This window comes from Allosphingosinicella sp., assembly GCF_036403745.1.
In the GTDB taxonomy this organism is placed as follows: Bacteria; Pseudomonadota; Alphaproteobacteria; order Sphingomonadales; family Sphingomonadaceae; genus Allosphingosinicella.
This window is the reverse complement of the sequence record NZ_DASWQI010000043.1, coordinates 13,689-38,360: the sequence shown is the minus strand read 5'-3', so window position 1 is coordinate 38,360 and position 24,672 is coordinate 13,689. Positions and strand designations below refer to the sequence as shown.

The 24,672-nt window shown below is 65.3% G+C and carries 25 protein-coding genes and 1 tRNA gene; 10 read left to right on the top strand and 16 right to left on the bottom strand.

Going from position 1 to position 24,672, the window contains the following annotated elements; genetic code table 11:
* Positions 1-166: 166 nt before the first annotated feature.
* A complete protein-coding gene (locus VGC56_RS06875; protein WP_464124143.1) occupies positions 167-505 on the bottom strand; it encodes a PDZ domain-containing protein in 339 nt (112 codons plus the stop codon).
* Positions 506-650: 145 nt separating this feature from the next.
* Here VGC56_RS06875 and VGC56_RS06870 point away from each other — a divergent pair, with 145 nt between their 5' ends.
* Complete coding sequence (locus VGC56_RS06870) at positions 651-1,217, top strand: 2-thiouracil desulfurase family protein (protein ID WP_464124142.1); 567 nt, start codon at positions 651-653, stop codon at positions 1,215-1,217.
* A 238-nt stretch (positions 1,218-1,455) separates the two neighbouring features.
* On the opposite strand, the gene VGC56_RS06865 is transcribed toward VGC56_RS06870, so the two are convergent.
* Together VGC56_RS06865 and VGC56_RS06860 are read right to left on the bottom strand one after the other, a co-directional pair.
* Positions 1,456-2,742, bottom strand: coding sequence for a tyrosine-type recombinase/integrase (locus tag VGC56_RS06865; RefSeq protein ID WP_464124141.1), 1,287 nt, complete (start codon positions 2,740-2,742; stop codon positions 1,456-1,458).
* A 159-nt stretch (positions 2,743-2,901) separates the two neighbouring features.
* Positions 2,902-2,994, bottom strand: a tRNA-Ser gene (locus VGC56_RS06860).
* 160 nt (positions 2,995-3,154) lie between these two features.
* Here VGC56_RS06860 and VGC56_RS06855 point away from each other — a divergent pair.
* Complete coding sequence (locus tag VGC56_RS06855; protein WP_464124140.1) at positions 3,155-3,931, top strand: DUF1134 domain-containing protein; 777 nt, start codon at positions 3,155-3,157, stop codon at positions 3,929-3,931.
* A gap of 15 nt (positions 3,932-3,946) precedes the next feature.
* Here VGC56_RS06855 and VGC56_RS06850 read toward each other — a convergent pair whose 3' ends face one another.
* From VGC56_RS06850 to VGC56_RS06840, 3 genes are all read right to left on the bottom strand, one after another.
* Positions 3,947-4,201 (bottom strand): hypothetical protein, encoded by a 255-nt coding sequence (locus VGC56_RS06850; protein WP_464124139.1) that lies wholly within the window; start codon positions 4,199-4,201, stop codon positions 3,947-3,949.
* A gap of 142 nt (positions 4,202-4,343) precedes the next feature.
* Positions 4,344-5,942 carry a cisplatin damage response ATP-dependent DNA ligase gene (locus VGC56_RS06845; RefSeq protein ID WP_464124138.1) on the bottom strand — a complete coding sequence of 533 codons (1,599 nt, stop codon included), beginning with the start codon at positions 5,940-5,942 and terminating at the stop codon, positions 4,344-4,346.
* Positions 5,879-6,394 carry a winged helix DNA-binding protein gene (locus VGC56_RS06840; RefSeq protein WP_464124137.1) on the bottom strand — a complete coding sequence of 172 codons (516 nt, stop codon included), beginning with the start codon at positions 6,392-6,394 and terminating at the stop codon, positions 5,879-5,881. The genes VGC56_RS06845 and VGC56_RS06840 overlap by 64 nt, the downstream gene beginning before the upstream one ends.
* Before the next feature lie 98 nt (positions 6,395-6,492).
* Here VGC56_RS06840 and VGC56_RS06835 point away from each other — a divergent pair, with 98 nt between their 5' ends.
* Complete coding sequence (locus VGC56_RS06835; protein WP_464124136.1) at positions 6,493-7,509, top strand: LysR family transcriptional regulator; 1,017 nt, start codon at positions 6,493-6,495, stop codon at positions 7,507-7,509.
* Here the strand turns inward: VGC56_RS06835 and VGC56_RS06830 are convergent.
* On the bottom strand, positions 7,482-8,048 hold the full coding sequence (locus VGC56_RS06830; protein ID WP_464124135.1) for an HNH endonuclease: 567 nt from the start codon (positions 8,046-8,048) through the stop codon (positions 7,482-7,484). The two genes, VGC56_RS06835 and VGC56_RS06830, sit on opposite strands and share 28 nt — an antisense overlap.
* Positions 8,049-8,208: 160 nt before the next feature.
* Here VGC56_RS06830 and gluQRS point away from each other — a divergent pair, with 160 nt between their 5' ends.
* The gene (gene gluQRS, locus VGC56_RS06825) at positions 8,209-9,075 is read left to right on the top strand and encodes a tRNA glutamyl-Q(34) synthetase GluQRS (RefSeq protein ID WP_464124134.1); all 867 of its coding nucleotides are present in this window, start codon (positions 8,209-8,211) and stop codon (positions 9,073-9,075) included.
* A 126-nt stretch (positions 9,076-9,201) separates the two neighbouring features.
* Here gluQRS and VGC56_RS06820 read toward each other — a convergent pair whose 3' ends face one another.
* Complete coding sequence (locus VGC56_RS06820; RefSeq protein ID WP_464124133.1) at positions 9,202-9,633, bottom strand: hypothetical protein; 432 nt, start codon at positions 9,631-9,633, stop codon at positions 9,202-9,204.
* A 392-nt stretch (positions 9,634-10,025) separates the two neighbouring features.
* Between VGC56_RS06820 and VGC56_RS06815 the strand changes: the two genes are divergently transcribed.
* Positions 10,026-10,388, top strand: a complete 363-nt coding sequence (locus tag VGC56_RS06815) for a PilZ domain-containing protein (RefSeq protein WP_464124132.1) — start codon at positions 10,026-10,028, stop codon at positions 10,386-10,388.
* A 124-nt stretch (positions 10,389-10,512) separates the two neighbouring features.
* Here VGC56_RS06815 and VGC56_RS06810 read toward each other — a convergent pair whose 3' ends face one another.
* Positions 10,513-10,791: a hypothetical protein gene (locus VGC56_RS06810; protein WP_464124131.1), complete on the bottom strand. Its 279-nt coding sequence runs from the start codon at positions 10,789-10,791 to the stop codon at positions 10,513-10,515.
* 440 nt (positions 10,792-11,231) lie between these two features.
* Between VGC56_RS06810 and VGC56_RS06805 the strand changes: the two genes are divergently transcribed.
* The 3 genes from VGC56_RS06805 (at position 11,232) to VGC56_RS06795 (ending at position 14,906) form a co-directional block, all read left to right on the top strand.
* Positions 11,232-12,710, top strand: a complete 1,479-nt coding sequence (locus tag VGC56_RS06805) for an MDR family MFS transporter (protein WP_464124130.1) — start codon at positions 11,232-11,234, stop codon at positions 12,708-12,710.
* Between the two features lie 698 nt (positions 12,711-13,408).
* Complete coding sequence (locus tag VGC56_RS06800) at positions 13,409-13,615, top strand: cold-shock protein (protein WP_464124129.1); 207 nt, start codon at positions 13,409-13,411, stop codon at positions 13,613-13,615.
* A gap of 247 nt (positions 13,616-13,862) precedes the next feature.
* Positions 13,863-14,906, top strand: a complete 1,044-nt coding sequence (locus tag VGC56_RS06795) for a rod shape-determining protein (protein WP_464124370.1) — start codon at positions 13,863-13,865, stop codon at positions 14,904-14,906.
* A gap of 280 nt (positions 14,907-15,186) precedes the next feature.
* Here the strand turns inward: VGC56_RS06795 and VGC56_RS06790 are convergent, their stop codons facing one another.
* Entirely contained in the window at positions 15,187-15,819 is a 633-nt protein-coding gene (locus VGC56_RS06790; RefSeq protein WP_464124128.1) for a tyrosine-type recombinase/integrase, read from the bottom strand.
* 129 nt (positions 15,820-15,948) lie between these two features.
* Between VGC56_RS06790 and VGC56_RS06785 the strand changes: the two genes are divergently transcribed.
* Together VGC56_RS06785 and VGC56_RS06780 are read left to right on the top strand one after the other, a co-directional pair.
* Entirely contained in the window at positions 15,949-17,931 is a 1,983-nt protein-coding gene (locus VGC56_RS06785; RefSeq protein WP_464124127.1) for a hypothetical protein, read from the top strand.
* On the top strand, positions 17,925-19,781 hold the full coding sequence (locus VGC56_RS06780) for a hypothetical protein (RefSeq protein ID WP_464124126.1): 1,857 nt from the start codon (positions 17,925-17,927) through the stop codon (positions 19,779-19,781). The genes VGC56_RS06785 and VGC56_RS06780 overlap by 7 nt, the downstream gene beginning before the upstream one ends.
* Before the next feature lie 284 nt (positions 19,782-20,065).
* Here VGC56_RS06780 and VGC56_RS06775 read toward each other — a convergent pair whose 3' ends face one another.
* From VGC56_RS06775 to VGC56_RS06750, 6 genes are all read right to left on the bottom strand, one after another.
* The gene (locus tag VGC56_RS06775; protein WP_464124125.1) at positions 20,066-20,335 is read right to left on the bottom strand and encodes a hypothetical protein; all 270 of its coding nucleotides are present in this window, start codon (positions 20,333-20,335) and stop codon (positions 20,066-20,068) included.
* Complete coding sequence (locus VGC56_RS06770) at positions 20,302-21,678, bottom strand: phage terminase large subunit family protein (protein ID WP_464124124.1); 1,377 nt, start codon at positions 21,676-21,678, stop codon at positions 20,302-20,304. The genes VGC56_RS06775 and VGC56_RS06770 overlap by 34 nt, the downstream gene beginning before the upstream one ends.
* Positions 21,656-22,102 (bottom strand): DUF5681 domain-containing protein, encoded by a 447-nt coding sequence (locus tag VGC56_RS06765; protein ID WP_464124369.1) that lies wholly within the window; start codon positions 22,100-22,102, stop codon positions 21,656-21,658. The genes VGC56_RS06770 and VGC56_RS06765 overlap by 23 nt, the downstream gene beginning before the upstream one ends.
* Entirely contained in the window at positions 22,041-23,375 is a 1,335-nt protein-coding gene (locus VGC56_RS06760) for a site-specific DNA-methyltransferase (RefSeq protein ID WP_464124123.1), read from the bottom strand. The genes VGC56_RS06765 and VGC56_RS06760 overlap by 62 nt, the downstream gene beginning before the upstream one ends.
* Positions 23,376-23,450: 75 nt before the next feature.
* Complete coding sequence (locus tag VGC56_RS06755; protein WP_464124122.1) at positions 23,451-24,083, bottom strand: hypothetical protein; 633 nt, start codon at positions 24,081-24,083, stop codon at positions 23,451-23,453.
* A 230-nt stretch (positions 24,084-24,313) separates the two neighbouring features.
* Entirely contained in the window at positions 24,314-24,661 is a 348-nt protein-coding gene (locus VGC56_RS06750) for a hypothetical protein (RefSeq protein WP_464124121.1), read from the bottom strand.
* Between the last annotated feature and the right edge of the window lie 11 nt (positions 24,662-24,672).

Sequence of the window (24,672 nt, the reverse complement as noted above, 5' to 3'; positions counted from 1 at the left end):
CTGAGCGGGTACTGACGTTGCTTGCAGCATGCTGAGGATTAGGGCGAGGCCTGACATCGTTCGATCTCCTGAATTCCCGAAGTTTATAGCGGCTTAGCAAACTCTCGCAACGGTGCAGGTTTCAAGTTAACCCAGAGTACGTGCCTGCTGACGCGCTCCAGCCAGGCTAGGAAAAAGGGCTGGTGCCGAGTTTTTCAGCACTACCGGCCGAAAGCGGCCGTTCCCGCTGACCGCGAACCCGTCGTCCGCAACGCGAGCCGTGTTGCGTAGTAAAAATTCGAGGTAGATGTCGATCGTCCGGCCCGAGCACAGGCCTATCTGAACCTTGCGGCCGGCGGGGACGCGTCCCCCAGCTTCGCATTGGAGAATTCAGCCATCCGTTCACGACCCTGACGCCATCGACGGCACAGATGGCCTCCCCCGGCTTCAGCCCAGCCTTCTCCGCGGGGGAACTTGGCATCACGTGGAGTATCGAAATGCGGTCAGGACGGTAATCGCCCTGCATGCCAACCGTGCTCTTCAGGGCAGGCGCAACGGCGCCCGATCGGGAGTCTGGGCTCGGCCACGCGTACCGATTGTCGCTGGGGCAAGCGGAGGCGCCAGAGTTTAGAGCCGAGAGGCACCGATACCGGCGCGTGGCGTGACATCGAATGACCGCTATACTAGCTGGCGCAATGCCAGACCGGCCCAAACTATTGGCCAGCGCCTGCCTCCTTGGCAGACCGGTGCGTCACAATGGATCGGCCAAAACCTTGAGCGATCATTTGATCGAGCGATGGTGCCGGGAAAATCGCGTCTTCGCTGCTTGTCCGGAATTGATGGCCGGTCTGCCGACGCCCCGACCAGCGGCTGAGATCGCCGCCGGAAGCGAGGGCAACGATGTTCTACATGCTCGGGCAAAGGTTGTAGAATCCAACGGACGGGACGTGACACTAGACTATGTCGCCGGTGCCCAGGAGGCACTGCGCATGGCGCTGCATCACGGTTGCCGTCTTGCACTTCTAACTGATGGCAGCCCATCGTGCGGCAGCAGCTATGTCTACGACGGAACGTTCAGCGGGCATCGCCATCCGGGAGCCGGGGTCACCGCGGCGCTGCTGCGCGCGCACTGCATTCGCGTTTTCGCTCCAAGTGACCTCGACGAGCTTAGCGTGCTAATGGATCGGCCAGGCGCTCCAGCTCCCGCGAGCGGGTCTCGGAGAGAAAATTACCGGTGAACAGCGCGCGCCCCCAAATGGATCTCCGGAAGCCGTGATGGATAAGTCAGCGTAAAAGACCGCCCCGCGGCAAGAGAGGTGTCTGCCCACGCCCTACTACAAGGGTAGCTCACCTTGATCACAGCCCATGCACGCGCGCTGGCCCTGGATCGCGGCTTAAAATCGCTGAGCCCACGGTGACAGGTCTGATATCGATCCATGACGGAGGCTCACCCGCGCAAAGGCTAGACCACCTTCCTCAGCGTCGGGAGTATTTCAGCAGATCCGTTGCCGGAGCGAGCCCGTCGGTAAGCAGGTCCGCCCACTCCTGTGCGATCTCCTTGCGGCGTTCCATATAGGCCGCGCGATTGTAGGCCCCTTCCACCTTGTTGCTGGGGATGTGGCCTAGCATGAGGTCGATGACGGCTCGATCGCCGGCCCGGCCGAGCCGCTCAGCTCGCTCGTTCATGACGGTCGAAAAGGCCGCACGCCACCCATGCGGCACGTGCCGTCCGTGATAGCCGCAGCGATTGTAGAGATAGCCGATCGCATTCTCGCTCAGAGGGCGATGCAGGTGCCGATTGCTCGGAAACAGGATCGGCAGACGCTTGGTCAGCGGGCGGATCGCGGCGATCGCCTCGATCGCCTGCCTCGAGAGCGGCACTAGGTGCTCGAAGGTCTCCTCATCCTTCCTATCGAGGACCAGCTTCATCCTGGCCGGCGGCACGCGCCAAAGACCTGCCTCCGCCTCCTCCGGGTACTCCTTGGTCCAATCGATCCCTTCGATCTCCGACCAAGTCGTTCCTCGTACAACGCCCGGCCTGACTGCCGTCAGCGCGAGCAGGCGTGAAGCGACCTTCGTCACCGGGCTCGCGCCCGACGCCTCGGCGGTTCGCAGCAACGTACGAAGCGCCTCGATGTCCGTAAGGGCCGGCTGGCGAGTCGCCTTCGGCGCAGGCTTGAGGGCCCTCATGACGGTGGCAGCAGGATCGGTGCTGCAGACCCCGGTCGCGATCCCGTAGACGAACACGGCTGACATACGCTGCCGCACCCGCTTGGCCGTCTCAAGAGCCCCTCGCTTTTCGATCTTCCTGAGCACAGCCAGCACGAGGGGCGCATCGATTTCCTTGAGCGGCACGGAGCCGAGGTGGCGGAAAACCTCCTTCTCAAGGCTTCCAATCACGTCCGAAGCGTGAACCGGAACCCACCGCGGCGCCTGGTGCTCGTGCCACTCGCGCGCTACCTTCTCGAACGTCGCCTCGGCCGCGGCCGCCGCGGCCAGGCGCCGCTTCATGGCTTCGACGGCAGGATCGCGCATGTCGCGAAGGAGCCGCCGCGCTTCGTCCCGCCGCTCGCGCGCCGCCAGGAGGCTCACCTCAGGATACCGGCCGAAGGTTAGGCGCTTCTCTTTACCGGCGAAGCGGTACTTCATGCGCCAGGATTTCGCCCCGGCTTTCGTAACGAGGAGGTAGAGGCCTCCTGTGTCTCCCAGCTTGTAGTCAGCTTCCCGCGGCTTGGCCTGCCGCGCCTTGAGATCCGTGAGCATAAGTGCCCCCATTTTCCACGTTTCGGTGCCCCCAAATGCCCCCACTTTCCTCTGGAAGTGGGCAAATCGGGGTGGCTGGCGATGGACGTAGAAATAGCCGCAAACCCGCAGAAAACCTAGGTTTTCTGGGTCAGAAATGGACACTGCTGGACAGGGAAATGGCGGAGACGGAGGGATTCGAACCCTCGGTAGGAGTAATCCCCCTACGGCGGTTTAGCAAACCGCTGGTTTCAGCCACTCACCCACGTCTCCGGGAACGGCGAAGCCGGGCTATAGCGGGGGCTTGCCGGCTCTTCAACCGGGTGCGGGCGTCGGTTTCGCCGCGCCAGGGACTCGCTTCGTCGCCGGTTCATTGCCGCGAAAGCCTTGATAGGCCTAGTCTTCCCGCTGGAGCGTAAGGGGGAGTTTTGCCATGCGCAGGTCCGTGTCCGTGTTCGTGAAGTTGCTGGCGCTTGCGGGCGCCGCGGGGCTCGCCGTTCCGGCGGGCGCCCAGGTCGCCAATGTCGATCCCAATGGTCCGCCGCCGCCCGCGGCCGCGCCGCAGCCGGCGGCCGACGCGCGTCAGGTGCCCGAGTGGCAGAGTGCCGCGACGCCGGCGCCCGCGGATCGCAACGCGCCCCCGGCCAGGCCCGTCGAGCCCGCCGCGCCGCTGGCGGAGCAGGGGCGAGAGGTCGCCTTCCAGCGCGCGCATGCCGAAGTCACCAACGAATCCGTCGCCAACAAGGACGTGCTGAGCGCAGCAGAGGGCGTGTTCGGCAAGGGCGCCAACGGCCTCGCCGACATGATCGAGAAGCTGCTCAAGGATCAGGGCCAGCCCACCGCCTACATCACCGGGCGCGAGGCGGGCGGGGCTTTCGTCGTCGGCCTGCGCTACGGTTCGGGAACCCTCCACCACCAGATCGAGGGTGACCGACGGGTCCACTGGACCGGTCCGTCGGTCGGCTTCGATTTCGGCGCGGACGCCAACAAGGTGTTCGTGCTGGTCTACAATCTGAACGACACCGAGCGCCTGTTCCGCCGCTTCCCGGCCGCCGAGGGCAACGCCTACGTCGTGGGCGGCTTGACGGCGAGCTACTTGAGGAGCGGCGACATGGTGCTGATCCCGATCCGCATGGGCGTCGGTGCCCGGCTGGGGGTCAACGCCGGATACATGAAGTTCAGCCAGAAGAGTAAGTGGCTGCCCTTCTAGCTTTGGGGGACGCTCTCAGGCCGCTTCGCTGAGCAGGATCGGGCGGTGGCCCCGGCTGTGGGTGCCGGCGCCGCGGCTGGTGGCGCTGGCCAGCGGCAGAGCGGTCGCGCAGAAGCCGCATTCCGCCGAGACCCGGCCGACATACCAATGAGTGCGGCCGCAGCCGGGGCAGTGATTGACCTCGTCCTCATGGTAGACGACGCAATAGCCCCGCTGCTGCGGGTCGTGCGGGCGGCCCTCGGCGCCCTGCGGCAAAATCGAAAGCGTCATTGCCGTCTTGCTCCTTGTTGCGGCGTCCAATTGGGGGAGCGGACGCAGGGCGACGGTCCCTCACCCAGGCCGCCACGTCTGTCAGCCCCCCTTTTTCGACCGTCCCGCGGTGGGAAAACCGGGGTTAAGTCCTTAACATTCCTCAGGTCGCCATGCGCAGCAGCGTCTCGATCCGGTCAGCCTCGGCGGCCGGCTTGTCGGTGCGGATGCGGGAGATGCGAGGGAAGCGCATGGCGAGGCCGGATTTGTGGCGGCGGCTGGCGTGGACCGAATCGAAGGCGACTTCGAGCACCAGGCTCTTCTCGACCTCGCGCACCGGCCCGAACCGCTCCAGCGTGTGATTGCGGACCCAGCGGTCGAGCCACAGCAATTCCTCGTCGGTGAACCCGAAATAGGCTTTGCCGACGGGGAGCAACTCGCCGCTTTCGCTCCAGCAGCCGAACGTGAAGTCCGAATAATAAGACGAGCGCTTGCCGCTGCCGCGCTGCGCATACATCAGGATGCAGTCGGCGGTGAGCGGATCGCGCTTCCATTTGTACCAGAGGCCGGTGCGGCGACCTGCCACATACGGGCTGTCGCGCCGCTTCAGCATCACCCCTTCGATCGACGCGTCGCGGGCGCCGGCGCGGATCTCCTCCAGCTGCTCGAAGCTCGCTGCGTCGATGAGGGCCGAGAGGTCGAACCGCTCCGGGTCGAGCCGCGGCACGAACGCCTCGAGCCGCGCCCGGCGCTCGGACCAGGGGAGGGCGCGGAGGTCCTCGTCGCCGTCGAACAATATGTCGTAGAGCCGGACGAACGCGGGATAGTCGCGCAGCATCTTCGCCGAGACCGCCTTGCGGCCGAGCCGCTGCTGGAGGGCGTTGAAGCTCGCCGCGCCGCCGCTCTCGGTTTCCGCCCCCTGCGCCGCGCCCTTTACCAGCAGTTCGCCATCGACGGCGCCCGCCGCCTGGAAGTTCTCGGCGACCTCCGGGAAGCTCTTGCTGATGTCGTCGCCGGCGCGGCTGTAGAGGCGGGTCTCGCCGCCGGCGCGGACGATCTGGACGCGGATGCCGTCCCATTTCCACTCTGCGGCATAGTCATCCATCGACACGCGCAGCGCTTCGAGCGGGTGGGCGAGCATGAAGGGGCGGAACACCGGCACGTCGCGCGCCGTCGGCTGCTCCCCGCGCCCCTCGGCCCAGGCGAAGAGCGGGAGGTAGGGCGGCCCGATACCGTGCCAGACCTCCTCCACCGCATCGACGTCGAGGCCGAAGGCCTGCGCCAGCGCGGTCTTGGCGAGCCGGGCGCTGACGCCGATGCGCAATTCGCCGGTGGCCAGCTTCAGCAGCGCATAGCGCCCGCTGGCGTCGAGATGGTCGAGCATATTCGCCAGCGCGGCCGGCGCCTCGACCCGCCCCAGTCCTCGCAGCCGCTCGACGACGGCACCGATCCGCAAGCTGCCGTCATCGATCTCCTCGGGCTCGCCCTCGCGCTTTTCCCACAGCAGCGACACCGTCTCGGCCATGTCGCCGACATAGTCCCAGCTCATGTAGAACAGCACCGGGTCGGTGCGCGCCTCGACGATGGCGCGGATCGCGGCCGGCTTGACGCCCGGCAGGTCTAGCTCGCCGGTCAAAGCGGCGAGGGCATAGCCGCGGTCGGGATCGGGGGTGCGGCGAAGATAATCGCCGATCAGCTTCAGCTTGCCGTTTCGGGACCGTGTGTAGACGAGCGCGTCGAGGAGCTGGGAGAAGTCTCGCATCGCGAGCGTAACGATTTCGCCCGCGCGGGTTTCCGCGCCGTCATTGCCCGGCCGTTGATCGGCGTCTCGATCGCCGACAGGACCGAGGCGAGGAGCAGCCGCATCGCTTCCTCGCCGCGCTCGCTCAAGCTGACGAGGACGCGGCGGCCGTCCGCTTCGTCGGACCGGCGGCTGAGCAGGCCGGCCTCGGCCATGGTGTTGATCCAGCGCAGCGCCGTCGTCGGCGGCGCGCCGGTGGCGAGGCTGAGTTGCGACACGGTCACCGTCCGCCCCTCGTGCGTCTGCACGTAGAGGTCGAGCAGGATGTCCCACGACGGCTCGGAGAAAAAGTCGCCGAGCAGCCGGTCGCGCAGCCGGCGCATCGCAAGGATCCGCCGCGCCACCTCGATCGAGGAATGTTCCCCCGACTGCGCGTCCCCCGACACCGCAGCCCCCATGCTGTTCTTCGTCACTGCCCCGCCTGATCCAGGTTGTTTGTCATCGTCGCAATCAGGCGTTAGCCCTTCATACGCTTGAACAATTCCTAGAGCCGTGGGGACCGCCGGTCGCGATGAAGAATTCCGAACAGGGTGTTCAGCCACCAGCCACTCCGGTAATTACCGGGGGTCTCGACCTCGATCGCATCGACTGGGACGACCTCCGGCTGTTCCTCGACGTCGCCACCCATGCAAGCCTGCGCGCCGCCGCGGACGCGCGGCGTCTGTCGGTCAACACGGTGCGGGCGCGGATCGAGCGGCTGGAGGCGGCGTGCGGCGCGCGGCTGCTCGATCGGACCCGGGAGGGGAGCTCGGTCACCGCGCAGGGCGCCCGGCTGCTGGAGGTCGCCCGCGGCATGCGGCAGGCTGCCCGGGGCGCTGCGGCGCGCCCGGCTGGGGATCCGCGCCAGCTGCGCCTCGCCGTATCGGAAGGCCTCGGCCTGCTCTGGCTGACCCCTCGCGTAGCCGCCCTTGCCGACGCCGTCGACGGAACCAGCATCCACCTCGCCTTCAGCTACGATTTCCGGACCGCCGCGACCGAGGTGGCCGACGTCGCCATCGCCTTCCAGAAGCCCGAGCAGCCCGGGCGGGAGGCGGTGCGGCTGGCGACGCTCCATTACATGATGTTCGCCTCGCCGGCCTACGTCGCCCGCAACGGCGCGCCCGAGGGGCTGCACGCGGCGGCACGGCACCGGCTGGTCGAACAGGCCGCGCCGGGCCTCAACACCCACGTCCTGCAGTTTATCCTCGGCGGCGAGACGCCGGAAACGCTCGCGCCTATCCGGACCAACTCCAGCGCGTCGCAGCTCGCCGCCGTGGAAGCAGGAGCGGGAATCGCCGCCATGCCGACCTACGTGGCCGCGCTGGCGCCGCACCTGGTGGTGATCGATCCGCCGCTCAATGTCCGTTTCGACGTTTACGCGACGTTCGAGCCGGAGGCGCGGACCCGCCCCACCGTCGCCGCCCTGCTCGACTGGCTGGACCGCTGCTTCGACGGCGGCGACAATCCCTGGTTCCGCAACGAGTTCGTCCACCCCCGCGATTTTTCCGCCCGCGGCGCCGCTCAGGCCTCCAGCTCGATGTCCCAGTAGAGGTAATCGCGCCAGCTGGCGTGGAGGTAGTTGGGCGGGAAGGAGCGGCCATGCTCCTGCAGCTGCCAGCTCGTCGGCCGGTACGGGCGGTGGAACAAGGCCATATGCGCTTCGCGCGGCGTCCGTCCGCCCTTGCGGAGGTTGCACGGCGCGCACGCGGTGGCGACATTCTCCCAAGTGGTCCGTCCGCCCTGGGCGCGCGGCACGACATGATCGAAGGTGAGCTCGCGCCCGTCGCCGCAATATTGGCACTGGAAGCGGTCGCGCAGGAACAGGTTGAACCGGGTGAAGGCCGGGTTCTCGCTCGGCTTCACATATTGGCGGAGCGCGATCACCGAGGGGAGTTGCATAGTCCGCGTCGGGCTGTGCACCTCGCGGGCATATTGGGCGACGATGTCGACCCGCTCCAGGAACACCGCCTTGACCGCCGTCTGCCACGGCCACAGAGACAAGGGGTAATAGCTCAGCGGCGTGTAGTCGGCGTTGAGGACCAAAGCAGGGCAGCCGTCGGGGTGCCGTATGAGGTCGGGATGGTACATACGCTCGCGACGGCCCTCCGTATCCCGTGTGGGACACGTCCGGCCCGGCCTGTCGCACCCAGGACGGGGGCGGCGCATCCCCGGTCCAGTCCCTTCTGTCGGCAGAAGGTGACGCCCTCATGACTGCATGGGCGAAGACTCGCGGTCAAGAGGCAAGTCGTTGAGGGAGATTGTATCCCGCTTCGCGCCGAGCCCGACCGGACGGCTCCACCTCGGCCATGCTTATTCCGCCTTGCTCGCGCACGATTATGCACGCGAGCGCGGCGGGCGCTTCCTGCTGCGGATCGAGGACATTGATCCGGGCCGCACCCGCGAGGCGTTCGTCGCCGGCATCGAGGAGGACCTCGCCTGGCTCGGCCTTCACTGGGATGGAGACGTGGTCCGGCAGTTTCAGCGGCTGCCGCTCTACGCCGAGGCGCTGGAGCGGCTGAAGGCACAGGGCCTCGCTTACCCCTGCTTCTGCTCCCGCTCCGCCATCGCCGCGGAGATCGCTGCGAGCGCCGCCGCTCCGCACGGCCCGGACGGGCCGCATTATCCCGGCACGTGCCGACGCCGCTCACCCGGCGGGCAGAAGGCGCGAATGGCCGAGTCGCATGCCTGGCGGCTCGACGTCGCCAAGGCGGCGAGGCGGGCGGGGCCGCTAAGCTGGTTCGACGGCGGACAGGAGGTGGCCGCGGAGCCGGAAGCGTTCGGCGACGTCGTCCTGGCCCGCAAGGATGCCCCGGTAAGCTACCACCTCGCCGTCACCGTCGACGACGCCGCCCAAGGGTTAACGGACGTAGTGCGCGGCCGCGACCTATTCCCCGCCACCCACGTCCACCGCCTCCTCCAGTCCCTCCTCGCCCTGCCGACCCCGCATTACCACCACCACCCGCTGCTCACCGACGCCGAAGGCCACCGCCTCGCCAAGCGCCACGGCGCCCCGACCCTCGCAAGCCTGCGCGAGGCGGGCGCCGATCCGGAGGCGCTCGTGGCGGGGTTGCGCATGGGCCAAGCGCCGGGCGGATACGCGCTGGCGATCGCCTAGGCCCGTCCTCACGTCTCGGGCAAATGCTCCCGGTGGCGCCGGACGATCGCGATAAACCGCACGCTCCCGCGTGTCGGCAATGGGTGGAAAGCGGACATCACGCCTCGTGCCCCATGCGCAGGCCAATCAAAAAGTGAATGTCGTTCCCCGGCAACTCGCGGGCGCCAGCTCATACCGGGCGAAGAGCTTGTCGGGTTTGCCAGGCGCCCGCTCGACGATGGTCCAGCGCCAGCCCTTGCCACGGCGTTCGAAGCGGTTGTGATAGGCGGCGTCTGGAAAGTGGTAGTCGAGGTAAAACCCATCCGGGCTCACGGCGCCGAGGCCAAGGGATGGCTCATAAAGACCGCCAAATGTGTCCATCCAGAATGATCCGATGCCACCGGGTTTCTCGCCGGCGCGATAGGTGATCGCTGCTTCATACGCTTGCGCTGGTGCGACGGAGCGCAGGTGCAGCACGAAATAGCGCCGCCCAAGGTGCCATTCGCCTCGGAGCACTGAAGTCGCATCTTTGCCGCGCACCTGCCCCGGAGCGCTCCAGCAGCCTTCGAGGCCGCTCACGGAAGCTAGTCCCGGGGTCGCTGCCGCCGCTGTGGCTAGAGCGCCCAAGAGCAGTGACATGCTGTTCCCCTTCGCCCCTCAGCTACGCAGTGTCCGTCGCTCAATGGTGCGGCAAACCCGCGATGTCCGCAATGGGTCGAAAGCGGACCTTCAGGCGAAAGTCCGGAGGGCGGGAACCGCGTCGTCGCCCGCTCAGGACGGCGTTCTTCCGCTTCGTCGTTTATGAGTCTGGCGAGCCCGCAGCGAAGGCATCCAGGTCCGGAGTGTTCGCCTGTCGCGCCTCGGCTTCTGATCAATCGCCGGCGCGGCAAAATCTAAAGACATGCAAGGTACCGCCAGTCTGCTCTCACCCGCGGCTGCCGCGTTTCGGGCGGAAACGAAAGACGCTCATCATGATCAAAGCGAAAATGGCCGCGCTCGATCCGGCCGGCAACCGAGTGGCGGCCAGGCGGCTGGTCAACTTCGGAGCACGCGTGGAATCGCTGCAAGCAGGTGCTTCGAAAGACGTCCTTGTGATCGATCTGAATTGTCACGGGTGCAAAATCCTTTGTGACAGCCCCCTGCGGGAAGAGACAACCTTCTGGCTCAAGCTGCCCGATCAAGAAGCTCGGCGGACGCACGTGGTCTGGTCCACCGATACCGAGGCAGGTTGTGAGTTCGCCACCCCCTTCACCGAAGGGCAGTTAGAAGCTTCGCGAGGTAGGGTGCCGCTGTCGCGCACCGGTCGAAGTGCTATTCTTGGCCTCGGGCAGTGACTGTCCGATGGACACGGCGCCGGCCCTGGAGCGCCATTCGTCTGGTCAAGGCCTCCAGCGCTAGCAGCGAGGGATGATGCGAAGGCTGCCCAACGTCCGCAATGGGTGGAAAGCGGACCTTCACTCACTGTGCATGGCTTCCGGAAAACGCGCGGACGAGCACTACCAAAGAGATAACGAGAATGAATAGGCCGAACGCAGTCATCAAGATCGTAAATGCGATGCCCATCCAATATGTAAACGGCTGCTCCGATCGGTTATATACACGAGTGAACAGGCGGCCTGAGACTTCAACCTCCCCCTTGCGAACCCTGCGCAAGTTTGAACTGTATGGGACGATAATCAAGAGAGATACAGCGAGAAGGCAGGCGCCGATAATGATGCCGTAGATGATGTTCCACATGCTTCGCGACCCTGTCTTCTGATTGGCCCCGATGGCACGCGACCCGTAGCGTCCGCAATGGGTCGAAAGCGGACATTGATGCCGCCTCTCGGAGCGTCCGCTTTCGAGCTCCCAGCGACACAGAGCGGAATTCCCGCGGACGTCTAACTCCTGCTCCCGCGACTGTTCCTCAAGCTGCCGTTCCGGTGTTCCAAAATGAAGTGCACATTCCGCAATCAGTCGCTGCAAAAGCGCATTTGTGAATTCCGTGCTGCTCCCCATCTGCCGGCGTCCCCCCGCGTGCCGACTTGAAAGGCCCACGTGTTTCAAATCTCGCATCTCCTGGTGCTCAGCCAGGAACAGTTCGTTCGCTCCCAGGTTCAGAAGCTCCTCTGGGGTTCTTGCCCGAGGCGTTCCAATCCTCCCAGCCGATATATTTAGGCCGCTCCGAAAGGTCTGCAGTGGACATGCTCACCGCATCAGCGTCGAAGATGGCGAAGCCCACCATGCGCCGCCCCTTGATCCTCGCCGCGATCATGGCGGCCTCCTTCATGATCGCGATCGAAGCGACAATCGTAGCGACTGCCATGCCGCAAATCGCGGGTGAGCTCGGGGATCTCCACCTCTATTCCTGGGTGTTCTCGTCGTTCCTACTGGCCCAGACGGCGACTACCGTCATCTTCGGCAAGCTGTCCGACCTTTACGGCAGACGCGTAATTCTCCTCGTGGGCATCGGCATCTTCCTCGCCGGCTCGATACTGTGTGGCATCGCTTGGTCGATGCCGTCGCTGATCGTGTTTCGGCTCGTTCAGGGCCTTGGCGCGGGTGCGATCCAGCCCGTGTCGATGACAGTCGTTGGAGACCTTTATCCCGGCCATGAGCGAGGCCGGGTTCAAGGCTGGCTTGCGAGCGTTTGGGGTTTCTCGTCAGTCGTCGGGCCCCTCGTCGGCGGGTTGATCATTCAGCACGTGAGCTGGGCCTGGATCTTCTGGATCAACGTGCCGATCGGCATTGCCGCAGCGGTCGGCTTCTTCCTATTCCTGCGGGAGACGGTTTCTGCCGACGCCCGAAGTGTCGATGCGGCCGGCGCTACCTTGTTCACGATTGCTGTCGCAGCGCTCATGGTGGCGCTCACGCAGGCTGGTGCATCGGACGGGCGAACGACAGCTATTGCGGGAGCGGTGTGCCTTCTAAGCGCAGCACTGTTCGTGCGGCAGGAGCGCCGGGCGCGCGACCCAATGATCTCCTTCGCATTATGGTCGCACCGATCACTCGCTGCGGCAAACGCGGCGACCTTGTTCAGCGGCATGGCGGTGATCGGGCTGACTACCTTTCTGCCAATGTATGTGCAGGCCGTGATGGGACGATCGCCGTTGGTCGCCGGGTTCATGCTGACCGCGATGGTTCTCGGTTGGCCTATCGCGGCGACGCTCGGTGCACGCAATTTCGCGCGTTTCGGCCTTCGGCGGATCTTGGTCTCGGGTGCCGCGCTGCTCCCTGTTGGTGGGCTCGCATTTGTATTCCTGTCGCCCGAGAGAAGCCCCCTCCTCGCGGGCCTTGGATCCCTCGTCATGGGCCTGGGGATGGGGTTTTTCAGCACAGCAGCCATCGTTCTGATCCAGGACAGCGTTGGTTGGGCCGAGCGCGGAGCCGCAACCGCATCGAACCTATTCGCGCGCAACCTCGGCAGCACATTGGGCGCGACCGTGCTCGGCGCCATTTTGACCGCGAGCCTAGCGTGGGGCCATGCGGGCTCACTGGAGCAGGTGCAGAGCCTGCTCCGTGGGCACGGCTCGGCGGCGGACGTTCTCGCCACCCGCGTGGCACTGGGGCAAGGCCTACACCTCACCTTCTGGGGCGTGTTGCTCATCGCAGCGGCGACATTCGGCCTTTCAGTATTCGTGCCGCGCGCTGCCCTTAAGCCTCGCCATCCAGCTTAGGGTACACGCTGACGAGCGCGCTGGGAGAGCTTCCTGCTCGCTCGGAGGCAATGCTCTTTTCGACGCATACACACTTCCGCGGGCAAGCGAGCATGTCCTCTACGAAGGGAGGTTAGCGTGGAGATGATGGTGCACTAAAATCAGGTCGACCCCGGTAATCCTGAGGCCCGCTTTGGGTCGAAAGCGGCCATTCACGCAGCCGCCCTCTCAATTCAGTGAACGATGCGACCGTCGGGCACCTTGCCCAGGATCGTGTCGATCGACGTTTCCCAAATCTCCGTCTGGCTTCCGACAAGGTCGGCGCTAGAGCATCTTCACTTGATATCGAACGGCCGAGCAGGAACAACGCCATGGGACGGACGTGGAGGGCCTGCTGGCGAACCCAAACGTGCGTAAATTCGTCGACTGGGTAGCGAACAAGGACGCCGATTTCACCGCGACTAAGGCCAAGAAGCAGCGCTGATTTGGCACCGTTTCGCGTTCACGGGAAGGGTCGCCTAAAACTCAAAATTGCCGGGCATGCGGCACCGCGTCCCCGTGCACCCGGCCCCTGTCATTTTGGGGCGCAGGCCCCCATATAGGGGAAGCTAGAGTCGCTATCAGACGGTCTTCGGTGCTTTGCGGCTCCTATTCCTTCTCTCGCTTCTATCAGCGTCGGGCGCCGGCCTTCGGCTCCCTAACCAAGGAGGGAATGGATTATGCCGATCGGCACCGTGAAATTTTTCGACACCTCAAAGGGCTATGGCTTCATCACGAATGAAGCGGGCGGCAGTGATGCCTTCGTGCACGTGACTGCCGTCGAAGCGGCGGGGATGAACACGCTCGAGAAGGAGCAGCGCATCTCCTACGACCTCGAGAACGACAAGCGCGGCAAGACCAGCGCCGTCAATCTGAAGAGCGCCTGAACTTCTCGCCGGCCATCGGGGGCTAACAAGGGCGGGCGCCCGGTGCGCCCGCCGCTTTTGCAAGCGAGTTTCGGTGTCGACACAGCGGCAATTTCACGTCGCACGCGCTGCGAAAGCCAACGCTTCCGCCGGTGCTGCCACGCTACAAGGCGTGAGCGAGCGCTGCCTCCTGTCGAAGGCGGCCTGAACCGGGATGGCCGCTCGCAGCGAGCGGATCAAAGTTTCGACCGTACCGCAAAGGCTTAAAATGTACCTGTCCCGGCTCCTTCGGCTGACGTCCAACGATATCGCGATCGATCTCGGGACGGTGAACACCGTCGTCTACATGCGCGGCAAGGGCATCGTCCTGAACGAACCGTCCGTTGTGGCGATCGAGACTACGAATGGCGTCCGCCGCGTCAAGGCGGTGGGCAGCGAGGCCAAGCTGATGCTGGGGAAGACGCCGGGGCACATCCAGGCGATCCGGCCCCTGCGCGATGGCGTCATCGCAGACATCGACGTCGCCGAGCAGATGATCAAGCATTTCATCGACAAGGCCCACGGCGGCTCATCCCGGCTGACCCGCCATCCCGAGATGGTCATTTGCGTGCCGTCGGGCTCCACTTCTGTCGAGCGGCGGGCAATTCGCGACGCGGCGACGAATGCCGGCGCCTCCAAGGTCTGGCTCATCGAGGAGCCGATGGCCGCTGCGATCGGCGCTGGCCTTCCGGTCACCCAACCCATCGGAGCGATGGTGGTGGATATCGGCGGGGGAACCACCGAGGTCGCGATATTGTCCATGCACGGGCTGGCGTACAGCACGTCCGTCCGTGTCGGCGGCGACAAGATGGACGATGCCATCGCAGCCACAGTTCGGCGCCGGTACAATCTGGTCATCGGAGAGGCGACGGCAGAGCGCATAAAGCACGAGCTGGCGAGCGCCCTGCCCCCCATTAAAGGGGAAGCCGCAACCATCCGCGTCCGCGGGCGCCACCTGTCGGCCGGGATGCCGAAGGAGATCGTGATCAGCCAGTCGGAGATTGCCGAAGCGATCTCCGACTCTGTCGGGCAGATCGTCGCAGCCGTGCGCACCGCCCTCGAGAACACGGCCCCTGAGCTCGCCGCCGACATCGTCGACAGGGGCATCGTCCTCACAGGGGGCGGGGCACTCCTCAAACGTATGGATGAGGCCTTGTCGCTGTCCACCGGACTTCCCGTCGCCGTTGCCGACGATCCGCTGCTCTGCGTCGCTAAGGGCGCGGGACGGACCTTGGAAGAGCCTGAATACAAGGGGGTGTTAACCGAGGCGTAGGTCGGCGAAGGCCGAGACGTACCCAACGGCCAGAACTGATTCCAGGACGTGATCGAGGGACGATCCACCCCGGCGCCGCGTGCGACCGCACCTCCGACCTGCAAGGTATCCCCGATCGATAGTGGCGACCACAGGTCGAAAGCGGACCTGAGACCATGCCACGTGCACACGTCAGCTCACGGGAAACTCGCCAGCCCGCCTGAGCGTCCGCTGTTGGCGCAAGGTGGCCGGGCGGAGAGTGAGCCCCCGGCGGGTGCCAAAGGGCTCACCGTCTCTACTCTCAGACCTCCGTTCCCTCAGCCAGCGCGAGCGCGTCCTCCACTTCGACGCCGAGGTACCGCACCGTGGTCTCGATTTTGGTGTGGCCGAGCAAAATCTGAACAGCCCGCAGGTTCCCGGTCTGCTTGTAAATTATCGCTGCCTTGGTGCGCCGGAGCGAATGAGTCCCATAGTCCTCACGCCGCAGACCGATCGCCGTCACCCACTCGTCCACGAGCCGGGCGTATTGGCGCGTGCTGAGGTGGCGCTCACGCTCAGTGCGGCTGGGGAATGCAAACTCGTCGACGGCACCGCCCCGCCGCTCCAGCCAGGCTAATATGCTACTGCGGGCCGGCTCGAGCAGCTCGAACTGAACCGGTCTGCCGGTCTTCTGCTGGATCACCATGGCTCGCGCGCGAACACGTCCTCCGCTGACCAGATCGCCAATACGCACCTTCACCAGATCACAACCGCGAAGTTTGCTGTCGATCGCCAGGTCGAAGAGGGCGCGATCCCGCAGCCGAGCCTCTCGATCGAGCCAGAAGCGGATCCCCCAGACCTGCTTCGGCTTCAGCGGGCGCTTCGCACCCAGCTTGTGTCCCGCGTTCCACGCGGTGCGGTGCTCCTGGCCGGGGTCGTAGATCGAATGTCCCATCATGTTTCTCCTCAACGGCCAAAGTTGGCCGCGAGGAAAACCCGTGTGTCTCGTTGGGAGGAGGTTGGCCGGGAGCGGACTGTCGGGTTGGGGCGCCGAGAAGCCGAAAGCGGACGCTTCCGGCAGGCCGTGCGTCCGGTGGCGTGCCAGCGGCAAAAGCTTCTGACCGATGCCAGTCGCTCAACTGATTTAAACGCCACCGTCGATTCGGCGAAGCGGAGCCGATCGGCGACGGCTCGCTATCTTATCTATCTGTTTAACGCCCCGTCTCAGCGGCTTGACCGGCATTCTTACATCGCTCACCATCGCGTGCCGGCTGCCCGCCGGAAGGGGGATGCAACCATGATCGCCAAGCGACTGCCGCGCCTCGGCGGTGCGTTCCTGAACGCCTACCGGCTGCTCTGGGCGGTGCTGTTCCTCGGCGGACTGGTGGGCACGATCTATTTTGAGCCAACGGAAGAGGCGGCGGGACAGCGCGCAACGAGCGCGGCTTTCGCGCTGGGCTTCTCACCCTTTATCTATGAATCGCTCGAGGGCCAGATGGGGGGCCCTTTCGGAACGGCCGGGAGGCGCGCCGGCTATCAAGACGGAGACGTTCTGCTGACGGTCGATGGGCGGAAAGTCACCTACGACCCGGTCGCGCGGGCTGCGGTTCTGAAAGGACCGCCGGGCTCGACCGCGACGCTGACGCTGAGGCGCCAGACCGGCGAAAACTATACCGTCCGCGTCGCTCGCGATCCCGGCATTGCTTCGGCGGCGTATGCCGGGTCGGGAATGACCTTCGAGGCGCGGCGATGGATCCAGTTCGGCTTCTACGCGCTGGCGAACCTAGTGGCGTCGGCGGCGGCGCTGCTGCTGTTCATCCGACGGCCGAACGACCCCGTGGCCCAGCTGCTGAGCTTCTCACTCGTGCTCGGTCAATTCGCCATCGTCAACTGGGTTGCAGCCGTTCCGGACCCCGTCATCACCGCGAAGACCAGCATCACTCTTCTGGCATGGGTCTGCGCAGTGCTGCTCTTTCCGGACGGACGGCTCAGCACGCGATGGCACTGGGCAGCGCTGGGCGCCTACATCGTTTTGGTGCTATACGGGATCGCGGGCTTTTATTGGCTTGGAACCTTCGGCTTCCTCCTCCCAGGTCTCTATGCGACTGCCGCGGTAGCGCTGGCGATCGCCATGATCGCGCAGTTTCGCCGAACGCCCGCCGGGATCGAACGCCAGCAGGTAAAGTTCGTAATCTTCGGAATCGTCGCGATGGCACTGCTGAATGTGATCGCGGGCGCGCTGCTTGTTGCGGAGCGCCCGGTGCAGAGCGAAGGGATGCGCGCCTGGATCACGCTCGCCAAGCATCTGGCAATGGCGCTCTCCCAACTGGCGATCCCCGCCGGGCTGCTCGTCTCGCTGCTGCGCTACCGGCTCTACGATGCTGAGGCGGTGATCAGCCGCTCGGCCGCCTACGCCTTCCTGACGCTGCTGCTCGGCGCCGCGTTCGCGGGATCGGAGAAAATCATCGAAGTGCTGGGGGAGGAAATGTTCGGCGAGTCCAGCCGCGCGCTCGCCGCTGGCCTCGGCGCCGCGGTCGCTGCGACGCTGGTCGCACCGCTCCACAACCGCGTCCACCGCTGGACCGAGCAGCGCTTTCAGAAGGCCTTGCTCCACTTCAGGCGCGACCTGCCGGAATGCGTCGGCGATTTGCGCGAGACGGCGGGGATGCCTGAGCTGCTCGACGAGGTGCTGGCGCGGGTGGAGGCCGGCACGCGCGCCGTCCGGTCCGCGCTGACGATCGACGGCGAGACGGTGGCGAGGCGTGGCAGCGAGGGGGATTTCCCGCTCGTTGTGCCGCTGAGGATCGGCCACCAGCAGGCTGAGATCGGCACCTTGCTGGTCGGCCCGCGGCCGGACGGCAGCGCGCCGGGGAAGGACGAGCGCGAGGCGTTGGCGGAGATCGCCGACCCGATCGCACGGGCGATCCGGATCGTCGCGACGCGTGAGGCGCGCGAGGCCCAGGCCGAAGCGCGGCAGCGCCTACACGAGACGCGCTTTGCGGAGCTGGAAGCGACGGTGGCACGGCTTCTCGGCGCGCCAAAAAGCGGGAGGGCGGCCGGATGCTGAGCCTGCCGCGCGCGCTCCCGCAGCTGTCGGGCACCTGGCTGACGGCATTCCGCATTTTGTGGTGGCCGCTGTTCGTGCTGACGCTCGCCGCGACGGTTGCCGGGCTTCATTATGAGAGGGTGAGTTACGATCAGCGTGTGCAGCCCTTTGCCGAGCTTGGGCTGCGCTCGTGGGGTGGAAACTCCCTCGGCACGCCGCTGGGCGGCGAGTCGCGGGCGGCGGGGATCAGAGCGGGTCGGCGCGTCGTCGCGGTGGCGGGACGGCCGCTCCCGGCCGACGCCTCACGGGAACTGCTTGCCGCGCGGCTGCGCGAGGCGCCGGGTCCGGTGGTCGCGATCACGACGCGCGGGCCCGGCGGCGACGTTCGCCAGCATCGGCTCCGGCGAGGGCCGCATCATCTGGACCTTGCCTTTCGAGGCATCGGCGTCGGCTTCAAAGGACTGCTTTCGATCGAAAGGGGGCTGGGCTTTGCCGCCAATTTGATCGCGATCCTGGCGGCACTTCTGCTGTTCCGCCGGCGCGCGCGGGACCCGGTGGCGGCCCTGCTCTCGTTCGCTTTCCTCGGTGTCACGGCGGGAAGCGGCCAAGCCTTTTCGACGCTGGCCGAGTGGGGGCCGCGGGGCATCACCGACATTCTACGCATCGCCGGTTTCGGCGCGCTGGCCGTCGGCATCCTCACCTTTCCGAGCGGGCGGTTCGAGCCGCGCTGGACGCTGTGGGCCGCTTTTCTCACCGCCTCGTGGGTAGTCGTGGGCATTCTTTTGGTGGCATTGCTGCCCCAGCAGACTTCATGGACCGCCTTTAACCTGCTGGGCGTAGCTCTGATTGTTTCGAGCGTGGCTGCGCTGGCGCTGCGCTATCGCCGGGTCGAATCGGAGATCGAGCGCCAGCAGATTCGCTGGGCCGCATTCGGTTTCACCGTGGGAGGCCTGCTGGGCTCGGCCGTCGGGGTGATTGAGGAGGTCTACCCTTCGATCGACGACGAGTTCCTCTATGCATGGCTGCGCCTGCTCGACGCAGTCATCGCTCCGACCGCCTGGGCGCTGCTCGCGCTCGGGCTGCTCGTGTCGCTCCTGCGCTACCGGCTCTACGATGCCGATGCGGTGATCAGCCGCTCGGCCGCTTATGCCTTCCTGACCCTGCTGCTCGGCGCTGCGTTCGCGGGATCGGAGAAGATCATCGAAGTGCTGGGGGAGGAAATGTTCGGCGAGTCCAGCCGCGCCCTCGCCGCCGGATTGGGCGCCGCAGTCGCCGCGACGCTGGTCGCACCGCTTCACAACCGCGTCCACCGCTGGACCGAGGGGCGCTTCCAGCGCGGCCTCGTGCAACTGCGCCGGCGCCTGCCGACGACGGTGGGGGACATGCGCGAGTTCGCGTCGCTCGACGATCTGCTGTCGACGGTCGCGGACGAAGTGGAAAAGGCGTTGCGCGCGACCCGGGTGGCGGTGCTGATCGGCGGCTCCGGCGAGCCGCTGTCGCCCGCCTTCGCGCGGCACGTTGCCACGGGCGACGTCGAAGCTTGGCAGGCGGCGTGGCAGCCGGGCGATGCGGAGACGCTCGATTGCGATCGCGGGGACCCGATGTTCCCGGCGCGGCTGCGGCTGCGCGCGGACGGCGCGGGAACGGTCGGCTGGCTGCTGCTCGGCCCGCGCCCCGACGGCAGCTTCTTCGGCAAGGACGAGCGCGAGGCGCTGGCCGAGATTGCAGACCCGGTGACGCGCGCCGTCCACATCGTCCGCCAACGCGCCTCGCTCAACGCCTCCTTGTTCGGGCGCATCCATTCAATCGAGAGCGAAGTCGCGGCGCTGGTCAAAACACTCGAGTCGCTGGCTCGGCCCTCGCGGATCTGAGCGAGCCTCCTGTAGCGCCCGTTTCCGTGCTGAACTGGGGGACCGCGCCGGAAAAGAACGGCCGCTTTGGACCGTGCAACCGGTTGGCCCGAGCGTCCGCTAGTGGCGCTTAGCGGACGCGTCGATGGCCCGCCCTGAATGTCCACTTTGGGTCGAAAGCGGACATTGACGCCGCGTCCCTGGGAGTGTCCGCTTTCCCGCCACCGCCGGCGCAAAGCAGACGGTCCGCTCCGGCCATCAACGGCAATAGGGGTGGCAGACTGCAGCGCCCGATATGAGCGCATTTACGCGGAGACGGGCAGGATCATTCCCTCGACTTGTCGAAGCGGCCGAAGCTCCTCTTCGGTCACAAGGAAGCTGCCGTCGGCGCCTCGGACCGCGATCCTCCCGCTAATGAGGTGAAATGTCATCCCCAGCTCGACATGGTTGACCCGAATCGACGGCACCTCATCCTGAGGGTTCAGCCGCCGAAGCTCCTCTTCCATATACTGCATCCACCCTTCGAACCCTGTGGAGTCGGTCAGATACTCAAGCGCCTGCGCCGTCGAATCCACCTGATCATCGTAACGGCCGGCGGGGAACATCGACAATTCGTGGAGGTAGTACGCGAGCCAATGCGCGTCCTGCGGAATGGACACCATCCCGGCTTCAATGACACCGGTTGGGCGTTCATCCGCATCGTCTTCTCCCCCTTCGGCTTGACCGCGCGGGCCTTGTAAAACCCGTCGCTCTTGAGATCCTGGATCAGTGCGATCCCCGATGAGGCATCCTCGATGAGGACTGTCTGCGCGGCGAAAATGTTCGCCTGTGAGATCACTCGGCGCTTGAGCTCGGGGTATTCGAGCCGCTCTCGCAGCACGTGGAGCAGGAAGATGTGCTTCCCCCGCTTTCCCCACGTCGTGCAGACGCTGTAGTCGGCGAGCTGCTTCGCCTTGCTGGCCGTGTCCCAGCTCTGCACGACCTGGTCGAACTGCGGCTGGCTTGCGAGGTCGAACTTCTGAAACCATTCCGGCTTTACGATTCGACCGCCAGGCGGAGACGGGGTCTGGAGATATTGGCCGTCAAAATGCTGGTTGCCGATGGCCCTCCTGATTTCTTCAAGAACGCCGACGGGCTCGCGGTTGGGATGGAGTGCCTCCCCCTCCGCTCGAAGGTGCCGCCAGCTGCCAAAGGGGGTCTCGAGGACATGCTCCTCGTCCTGCTGTGCGATCGCGGGAAAGGAGACGAGCTTTAGGTCGCTGACGCGGCCGACGTGGCCGATCATGTCATCCTCGTGGAGGCGCTGCATGACGATGACGATGGCGCCGTTCACCTTGTCGTTAAGGCGAGTGAACAGCGTGTGGGACGCCCAGGCGTTCGCCTTGGCCCGCTCGACGTCGGAGATCGCCTCCTCCGGCTTCGTTGGGTCATCTACGATGATGATGTCGGCGCCGAACCCGGTGACCACGCCGCCCACCGACGTGGAGTGACGGTAGCCGCCGGCGGTGGTCTCGAACGCCGCCACTGCGCGCCGATCTGCCCGCAATCGGGCGCTCCGGAATAGGCGCTTGTACCATCCTGATTCCATGACCTGCCGGCAATCGCGAGCGAGGTCGTCAGCAAGCTGTTGTCCATAGCTCGCGCAGATGATTTTCGCTGAGGGGTCGTGGCCTAGCACCCACGCGGAGTAGGCCACTGACACTACCAGGGACTTCAGGCTCCGCGGCGGGAGCGCGATTGCAAGTCGGCGGGTCTCGTGCCGCCGGACCTTTTCCAGCTCCGACACCATTGCTGCGATGTGGAAGTTGTCGAGGTAGGTGGCGGAGCCGTTGAGCTCGACGAAAACCCGTTCCACGAAAACATTGAAGTCGGTCCGGGTGATCGCATCATATTCGTCAAAGTTCGGCAGGGGGAGCATCGGGAACCTCCTCTTGTTGCTGGCAGAGCCGCACCCGCTCCAGGAACCGGGCGACAATTGCTTCGTCGGCTTCAGCAAGAGCGGGGGGGGCCGGTGTGACGACGGCGCGGCTCGCCACCTTCATGGCCATGTCGACCGCGACCTTGGCTGCTCTAAGGTCCCCGGAAGCGCCTTGGTTCGCGATCTGCTTCATGTTCGCGGCGAGCTTGCTGACCCTGCGCCGCCGCCCTCCTTCGGAGATGGCTACGGGCGCATACACCTCGCTCAGGATAGTCGCGTCTGCCGACCGGGTCTTTCTCGGCCGGCCGTTCGGATTGGCGCAGTTGCCGGGCCGAACCGGCCGTTCCTTCCGCGCTCGGCGGTCATGCCACCTGCTCCGCGGCCGTGCGCCGCTCCGCCATCTCGCCGAAGCTGATGCCCTCAGTTAGGTGGACCGCTCGATCGCCCGTCAGCGCCTCAAACCGACGTATGATGGTATCGCAATAATGCGGGTCGATCTCGAGCCCGTAAGCGACCCGACCGACACGCTCGGCCGCGATGAGGGTTGTGCCAGAGCCCATGAAGGGGTCGACCACGATGTCGCCGCGAGCGGAGACGTCGAGGATGGCATCGGCGACGAGCTTCACCGGCTTCACGGTCGGATGGTCAGCGAGGAGGTCGCTGTCCTCGCTGTGCCGGAAAGCTCCGATAGAGGGGTAGCTCCAGACGTTGGTCCGGTTACGCCCGTATCGGCCCAAAGCGACGTTGTTTCGGTGGCGGCCGCGGCCGTGTTTCCAGACAAACACCAGCTCGTGCTGCGAGCGATAGAGGCTCCCCATCACCGGCGATGATTTTGCCCACACGCAGACGTTCTTCAGCTCGGTGTAGGCCCCCTCTCCTGCGGCGATCATCTCCCCCAGGTGGCGCCAGTCAATGCACACGAAGTGAATTGAGCCTGCGGTGCTGTTCGCCGCAATCAGGCGGAAGCTGGCGGACAGGAACTCGGTAAACTCATCCCGGTCCATCTCACCGCTCGCCATCGCGAACTCGCGGTGCTGAACGGAGCCTAAGCCGGACACATGGCCTTGCACGGCCACGTTATAGGGCGGATCCGTGAAGCACATGGCGGCCTTCTCACCGGCCATGAGCAGGCGCCATGCTTCGCTTTCGAGGGCGCTGCCGCACAGCAGACGATGCCGCCCCAACTGCCAGAGGTCACCGGGCGCTGTCACGGCCGGACCGTCGACACCGGGCGGGACAAGGTCATCCTCTCCGGCTGGTTCGTCCAGGGCATCGATCTTGAGATCGATTCCCGCCACCGAAAAGCCCATCGCTTCGACATCAAAATCCAGCTCCGCAACGGTGAGATCTCGAAGCACCTCGCCCAGAAGACGCTCGTCCCACCGGCTGATGTCGGTCAGCCGATTGTCAGCGATCATGTAGGCTTTGCGCTGGTCCGGGCTGAGATGCTCGATCCTGATTACTGGCACCTGAGCCAGCCCCAGCTTCAAAGCGGCAGCCACGCGGCCATGGCCCGCGATGATCGCGTCATCTCCATCGAGCAGCACGGGGACGTTGAAGCCGAAGGTACGGATGGATTTGGCGATTGCCGCGACCTGCGGCGGTTTGTGCGCACGTGGATTCTGCTCGTTGAACTTCAGCGCGCCCACTGACGCATACTCAACGGTTAGATGCAGGGCGTGGAGGTCTGCGGGCATCGGTCGGTCCATCGAAGGTGGAGCTATCCAACTGTGCGCATTCGCGGCCTCAAAATAGGGTCAAAAAGTAGAGCGTCACTCTATCCAATGGAGCGCGACGAGATCCTCGCGGCTTACCGGGCACTTCGGGTGCGCGATGAGCATCTCAGCATGCTCACCCGCTAGGGCTACAAGGCGCCGGTGGACCTTGATATCTTCAAAGTCGAAATCGATCGTGCCGGTATCCTGGTGCTGCTTGATCTCCCCCATTTCGATCAGGCGCGCCAAAGCCGTGGCTAAATGGATAACGGGTTTGCTCTGGCGCCAACCTCGTTTCTCAAAATTCTTTGGATCCGACTCCCCGGTCTGGGTGCCGGCGATGCGCGCTGCCGCACCGACCGACATTTTCCGCATCCCCGGCGGCAGGACCGCTGGCCGCTTGTAATGGGACTTCTGTAAAAATCCGAAGGCGATCCAAGCCGCCCATGAACGATCACGCAGACGCCTCTTCAGCGTGCGTAAGCTCCGGCGGATCTCAGCCGCGGGAAAGACCGCGTAGTGGGGCCACGTGCTCCGCACTTTTGGCGATGCTCCTCGTACGCCTTGTGCCGCGAGCGCATTCGCCGCAGCGATACAGGGACCAGATTCCTGGTCACCGGGGAAAGCGAGCACCGCGTACAGCTGCGCTGCCACCTCGAAGGCTTCATACGACAGGTTGTCGAAGGTCACGGTCCGGTGAGGTTCAGACATCAATGGATTCTTCCGTCGCTGTGAGAAGGTTTACTCCTGGAAGGCGTGTGCCACCAATATCGGATGTCGTTCCCGCGGCTAAATGGGCGGTCGACATGGAAGCCTCATCGGCTTCACCGCCTCTGTGGTGCGGCCAGACAGGGCGGCGCCCATAGTGAGCCCTCGTGGCGTGCGCCGCTTTGGCTTCTAATGCACCGGTTCGTGACCGATTAGGCGCCGATATCGCCTCTGGATTGTCGCTGGCTAGGCACGCCACTGCGCCTGAAAATACTCCGCCGTTTCAACGCGATCAGACGGTAGTGCCGGTGCAGGTTCGGACCGCGGCGTAAAACGACCGGATAAAACCGGTAAAACCGGGTGAGACGGGTTCGCAGATGACTGCGTGGCGCGCCAGCGATTTCAGCAGCTCGGGAAGAAGCTCCACCGGCGACGCGGCGGAAGATCTGCGACACGTGGTTCGCGGCGTACGGGGCGCACAGCGCCACCGCGAGCCGGACCAAGCCTTTGATCGAGTCGATGGTCGCCTCGACGCCGCTGCATTCCGCCTCGAACCACAAACGTGAGACGA